Source organism: Pseudomonas sp. PS01299, assembly GCF_029960145.1.
In the GTDB taxonomy this organism is placed as follows: Bacteria; Pseudomonadota; Gammaproteobacteria; order Pseudomonadales; family Pseudomonadaceae; genus Aquipseudomonas; species Aquipseudomonas putida_A.
Window position 1 is genome coordinate 1 of the sequence record NZ_JASCPO010000321.1, and the last position, 5281, is coordinate 5281.

Sequence of the window (5281 nt, forward strand, 5' to 3'; positions counted from 1 at the left end):
GGCTTGCTCGCGAAGGCGTCGTGTCAGGCAATTGATGTATCGACTGACTCACCGCATTCGCGAGCAAGCCCGCTCCCACAGGTTTCTGATTTCAATCTGAAATCAACACTTGACCACTCGACTAGATGATAAGCATTATCATTCGCTCGAAATGGATCAGGTTTCCCCGTGAGTCAATCGCGCTTCAATCATGTCTTTCTCTCTCAGCGCACGTCCCTGCTGCGCACGATCGAGCGCATGGTCAACAACCACAGCACCGCCGAAGACCTGTTGCAGGAAACCTACCTGCGCGTGACGCGGGCGTTGAGCGAGCGCGCCATCGATCACCTTGAACCCTTCGTGTTCCAGACCGCGCGCAATCTGGCGCTGGATCACCTGCGTGCGCGCAAGATCCATTCGCGCACCATGGTCGATGACGTGCCACAGGACGTGGTGCACAGCGTCGCCGCCCCCGCCAGCAGCGCCGAAGACGCCGCCCACGCCGAACAATTGCTGGAGCGCCTGAACGTGAGCCTCAGTCAACTCAGCCCCCGCCAGCAGCAGATTTTCATCCTCAGCCGCCTGCACGGGCACAGCTACCAGGAAATCGCCGACGAGTTGAATGTGTCCCTCAGCACCGTGCAGAAGGAACTCAAGCTGATCATGTCGATCTGCATCGGTGTCGCCGAGCGCTTGAATGGCGACTGAGGCCAAAGGCGTTTGCTGTCATCCACAGGATCGACTGCACTGATCATTGGGCTTTGTTACCCTTGGCCGACTTTTACGCTTCACTTAAAAAACAGCCGTGCACAGACACTGCCGAGGAAACACCGTGACGGACACCCACCGCTCGCCTTCGCCCGCAACGGCGCAGGACGCCGCCCGTGCAATGGACCAGGCTCTGGACTGGCTCATCGTGCTCGGCAGTGCGGACGAAGAGCAGACCCGGCAATTTCACGCATGGCTGGCGGCCGATCCGTTGAATGCAGAGGCGTTCGCCAAGGCGCAGGCAGTCTGGGACGGGCCGCAAGTCGCCCAGTGCGCGCAAAGCCTCGCGGCCAAACCGGCGAAAGTCACCGTCCTCCAGCGATTGCGTCCGCACTGGAAACCGTTGGCCACCGCTGCGGTGCTGATTCTGGGCCTGTTCAGTTTCAGCAATCTGCCGATGCGCATTCAGGCCGATCACCTGACCGTGGTTGGCGAGCGTCAGCGCCTGCAGCTGGAGGATGGCTCCAAGGTGCTGCTCAATACCAACTCGGCATTCTCCAGCACCATCAACGAGCGCCAGCGCGTGGCGCGGCTGTATCAGGGCGAAGCGTTTTTCGAAGTGGCTGCCAACCGTGGCCAGCCGCTGCAAATCGATGCCGGCCCGGTGCAGGCCAGCGTGCGCGACACCGCGTTCGCCGTGCGATATCTGGACGGCGTCGCGCAGGTCAATGTGCAACGCGGTGATGTCGATCTGCGCGCCACGCACAACGACGCACGAGTGCGTTTGAGCGCCGGCGAAAGCATTCGCATCGGCCCCAACGGTTTCGATCGTCCGGCCAAGCTCGATGCCGCCACCGATCTGGCCTGGGTTCAGGGCCGACTGGTGTTCGAGAACTGCCCGTTGAATCAGGTACTGGCCGAATTGCGCCGCTACTACCCGGGCTGGATCATCAACACCAACGAGCAGTTGGCCGACGTCAACGTCACCGGCAACTACCGCCTCGACCAGCCGCTGGACGTGGTGCGTTCCCTCGCCCACATCACCTCGGCGCGCCTGCAGGAATTCCCCGCGCTGGTGATCCTGAACTAAATGAGAATTATTTTTACTCGATAGCCAAAGCCCGTTCGTCTCGTTATAGCCAATGCAATTGATTCGCATCTTCGGAGACGGATCAGCACCTATAAAGATTCGTGCGACACGGAGCGCTATCGATGTCCTCTCGCCTTACCCGCCAGACTGCTTCCCCTTCCCGCGTATTGTCGCTGCTGACGGCCGCCATCCTCATGGCCGGCACCGCACCGCTGATGGCTGCCACCGAACAACCGGCGCGCAACATGGGTGATTATTCGTTCTCGATCGGCCAGCAACCGCTGGTGTCGGCGCTCAATGCCTTTACCAGCGTCACTGGTTGGCAGGTCGGCTTGCCGGCGGAACTGGGTCAGGGTGTTTCGTCGCCGGGCGTGCGCGGTTCGCTGCCGCCGGAAAAAGCCCTGGAGCGCCTGTTGGTGGGGACCAACCTGAGCTTCCGCAAGCTGAGCAACAATAACGTGGTGCTGGAGAAGCGCAGCTCCAGCGGTGCACTCAATCTGGATCAGGTGACCATCAGCGCCACCCGCCAAGAGCAGTCGGTCAACAGCGTGCCGGCCACCGTCACCGTGCAGACCCGTCAGGACCTGGATCGCAACAACGTCAACACCATCAAGGATCTGGTGCGCTACGAGCCGGGCGTGTCCGTCGGCGGCGCCGGCCAGCGTGGCGGTATCAGCGGCTACAACATTCGCGGCATCGACGGCGACCGCATCCTGACGCAGGTCGACGGCGTCGAAGTGCCGGACGGTTTCTTCAACGGCCCCTACGCCAAGACCCAGCGCAATTACGTCGACCCGGAAATCGTCAAACGCGTGGAAATCCTCCGGGGTCCGGCCTCGGTGCTGTACGGCAGCAACGCCATTGGCGGCGCCGTCAGCTACTACACCCTCGACCCGGACGACATCATCAAGCCCGGCAAAGACGTCGGCGCTCGCTTCAAAACCGGTTACAGCTCCGCCGATGAGAGCTGGCTGAAATCCGCCACCGTCGCCGGGCGTGCCGAGCAGTTCGACGGCTTGCTGCACTTCAGCCAGCGCGACGGTCACGAAACCGACTCCTACGGCAGCAACAACGGCACTGGCCTGGCGCGCACCGCTGCCAACCCGGAAGACGTCAAGGCCACCAACGTACTGGCGAAGATCGGCTGGAACTACAACGAAGGTTCGCGCCTGGGGCTGACCTACGAGAAGTACAAGGACGATCGCGACACCGATCAGAAAAGTGCCTACGGCGGCCCGTACTTCAACGGCGCGCCGACCATCCCCAACAGCATGCTGCCCGGCGGCATGTACCAGTGGCGCACCGGCAATGACACCATCACCCGCGAGCGTTTCGGCCTCGAGCACAGCTTCGCCCTCGACAGCCTGCTGGCCGATAACGTGAAGTGGAGCCTCAACCACCAGATCGCCAAGACCGACCAGAGCACCGAAGAGTTCTACTACCCGATGACCCGTAAAGTGCTGCGCACACGCGACACGATCTACGAGGAAAAACAGTGGGTATTCGATGCGCAACTGGACAAGGCCTTCGCCATCGGTGACACCGATCACGTGCTGACCTACGGCACCACGATCAAGCAACAGAAGGTCACCGGCTCGCGCAGCGGCGACGGCAAGTGCCTCGCGGTCGGCCGTGGCTGCACCGCCATCGGCACCACCAGCGCGGCGGACGTGCTGAAAAAATCCAGCGACTTCCCGGACCCGACCATCAACACCTACAGCCTGTTCGCTCAGGATCAGATCAGCTGGAACCAGTGGACCTTCCTGCCGGGCCTGCGCTACGACCACACCCAGCTCAAGCCGCGCATTACTCAGGAATTCCTCAACACCGTGGCGGCCGATGGCAACGGCACGGTCAGCGACGCGAACAAGAGCTGGCACAAAGTCTCGCCCAAATTCGGCCTGACCTATGCCCTGACCGACAATTACACCTGGTACGGCCAGTACGCCGAAGGCTTCCGCACACCGACCGCGAAAGCGTTGTACGGGCGCTTCGAAAACAGCACCACCGGCTACAACGTGGCGCCGAACCCGAACTTGGAACCGGAAAAAAGCAAAAGCTATGAAACCGGCCTGCGCGGCAACTTCGAACAAGGCTCGTTCGACGTGGCGGTGTTCTATAACAAGTACCGCGATTTCATCAACGAAGACGCGGTCACTCCCGGTTACGACGAGCTGACCTTCCAGTCGAGCAACATCAAGCACGCGACCATCAAGGGCGCCGAAGTCAAAGGTCGCCTGAACCTCGATGCGTTCGGCGCGCCGCAGGGCCTCTACACCCAAGGCTCGATCGCCTATGCCTACGGTCGCAACAACGACAACGGCGAGCCACTCAACAGCGTCAATCCGCTGACTGGCGTATTCGGTCTGGGTTACGACCAGGACAATTACGGCGGCCTGCTGAGCTGGACCGTGGTGAAGAAAAAGGATCGCGTCGACGACAGCAACTTCAAGTCGCCGGATGGCGTCAGCAGCCAGTTCAAGACCCCTGGCTTCGGCATTCTCGATCTGGCCGGCTATTACAAAGTCACCGACGACGTCACCGTCAGCGGCGGCATCTACAACCTGACCGACAAGAAGTATTGGCTGTGGGATGACGTGCGCGGTTACGACAGCGTCGGCGAAGCCTCGGTGACGCAACCGGCCAACCTCGATCGGCTGACCCAACCGGGCCGCAACTTCGCGATCAATCTGGTCTGGGACATCTGATCCGGACGGCCCTGCGACGCGCATTGTTCAGCGCGTCGCAGGGCTTTTTTTTACGGTTTGGCACCTGCCCGTTCGTCTCGTTATCAAGCGCCTCTTTTATCAAGGACACCCCATGACCACATCGGAAAAAGCCCTGCGTTCACAACGCCTGAACCAGATCACCCACGAGCCGCACAGCAAGCTCGACGCCCTGGTCAAGGCCCACGCGCCGTTCGAAACCCGCGCCAACTTCGCGCGTTTCGTGGTCGCGCAGTACCTGTTCCAGTCGGAACTGGTCGATCTCTATAACAATGCCGAACTGACTGCCATCGTCCCGGATCTGCCGGCCCGTTGCCGCGCGGATGCGGCCAAGGCTGACCTGGCGGATCTCGACACCGACATCCCGCCACCGGTGGCCGGTGCGCTGAAAAACCCGAGCAAGGCCCGTGCCCTCGGCTGGATCTTTGTTTCCGAAGGTTCGAAGCTCGGCGCTGCGTTCCTGATCAAACGTGCGGTGGCGCTGGAGCTGAGCGAAACCTTTGGTGCCCGTCACCTGGGTGAACCGGAAGGCGGCCGTGCCGAAGGCTGGAAAAGCTTCGTGCGCACCCTCGATTCCCTGCCGCTCACCGCCGAAGAGGAAGCCGAAGTCGAGCAAGGCGCAATCGACGCATTCAACCGCTTCACCGTGCTGCTGGAACAGGCTTACACCACAGAAGCCGAACCGGCCTGACCCAACACAAATCCCTACTGTGGGAGCGGGCTTGCTCGCGAAAGCGCTGTGTCAGCCACCTCATATGTCACTGACACACCGCTTTCG

General features: G+C 61.4%; 4 protein-coding genes. All 4 read left to right on the forward strand.

What is annotated here, in order from left to right; translation table 11 throughout:
* Positions 1-168 precede the first annotated feature (168 nt).
* The 4 genes from QMX91_RS28805 (at position 169) to QMX91_RS28820 (ending at position 5194) form a co-directional block, all read left to right on the forward strand.
* Positions 169-687: a sigma-70 family RNA polymerase sigma factor gene (locus QMX91_RS28805; protein WP_027612557.1), complete on the forward strand. Its 519-nt coding sequence runs from the start codon at positions 169-171 to the stop codon at positions 685-687.
* Between the two features lie 124 nt (positions 688-811).
* Positions 812-1777 carry a FecR domain-containing protein gene (locus QMX91_RS28810; protein WP_282413753.1) on the forward strand — a complete coding sequence of 322 codons (966 nt, stop codon included), beginning with the start codon at positions 812-814 and terminating at the stop codon, positions 1775-1777.
* A gap of 122 nt (positions 1778-1899) precedes the next feature.
* A complete protein-coding gene (locus QMX91_RS28815) occupies positions 1900-4485 on the forward strand; it encodes a TonB-dependent receptor (RefSeq protein ID WP_282413754.1) in 2586 nt (861 codons plus the stop codon).
* 112 nt (positions 4486-4597) lie between these two features.
* Positions 4598-5194 carry a biliverdin-producing heme oxygenase gene (locus tag QMX91_RS28820; RefSeq protein ID WP_282413755.1) on the forward strand — a complete coding sequence of 199 codons (597 nt, stop codon included), beginning with the start codon at positions 4598-4600 and terminating at the stop codon, positions 5192-5194.
* Positions 5195-5281 lie beyond the last annotated feature (87 nt).